This is a genomic window from Cupriavidus sp. KB_39 (assembly GCF_052114485.1).
GTDB lineage: Bacteria > Pseudomonadota > Gammaproteobacteria > Burkholderiales > Burkholderiaceae > Cupriavidus.
Map to the genome: position 1 here is coordinate 1 of NZ_JBFREV010000141.1, position 907 is coordinate 907.

Annotated in this window: 1 protein-coding gene; it reads right to left on the reverse strand. The window is 63.2% G+C overall.

What is annotated here, in order from left to right:
• A partial coding sequence (locus AB4Z27_RS29135; RefSeq protein ID WP_441645999.1) for a toxin VasX occupies positions 1-907 on the reverse strand: 907 nt, incomplete at both ends.

Sequence of the window (907 nt, forward strand, 5' to 3'; positions counted from 1 at the left end):
GCCTCGCAAACTCGTAGCTGCCCTCAAGGTAGTTCGCAAGGTGATTCGCCGTACTGAACACCTCGAGTTTCACTTTCTCGTCATTGGATTGCCGGAATGACTTGATGGCGCCATCGAGTGCAATCAGATTCCGGTGCGTGGTGGGATAGCTGCCGTAGCCGTTTTTCTTGTCGTATTTGCCGGCTGGCACGTACGTGTCCAGCAAGCGCTCCTGATGCCAGTGGATCAGGGCGGCGAGGTCCTGCGCAACGCCGGCGGGGTCGTCCAGTGCGATGATCGCGGCCTGCATGTCCGGGCTGCGACGCCGACAAGCTGATTGGGTGGCATCGGTTCGCCCTACGCGCCCACTAAAGTTGGGCGCGGAAGGCGGCATGAAGGCGCGGGGGCCGATGGGTGCCGATTTGGCGATAGCTACGTAGTCGGCCACGGTGGTGGCCAGGGCGCCGATCGGCACCGCATGGGGCGTGTTGCCCCGGGCGTTGCCGGCTGGCTTGCCTGGTGAGGTTTGGTGCGCCTTGGCCCACGCGCCCGCATCGAAGGCACGCATATGCAGTTCACGCAGCGGCTTGCCGGCGGCCCCCCTGTGCGCGTCCATGACGCTTCGCGTCCATTGCACGTCGGAGTAGCCGAACCAGACGATGCCTGCCTGCGTGGCGTCCGGGATGCCGATGCATCCGGCGAGTTCCACGTGTCCGGCGTCACTGCAAGGCTTGAGCGATCTTGAGCTTTCCGATACGACGGTCGCCGCGGGAATGCTCCTGTAGTAGCCATCCTCTGAGATCCAGTAAGCGTCCATTCGATCGCGTTTTTCGTCATACACATACAGGTAGCCGCAGCGTAGCAAGCGGGTCGTGTAGCGCGCGCTGCCATGCAGCGTCAGGTCCTGCTTCTGGCCTTTGCCGACGCT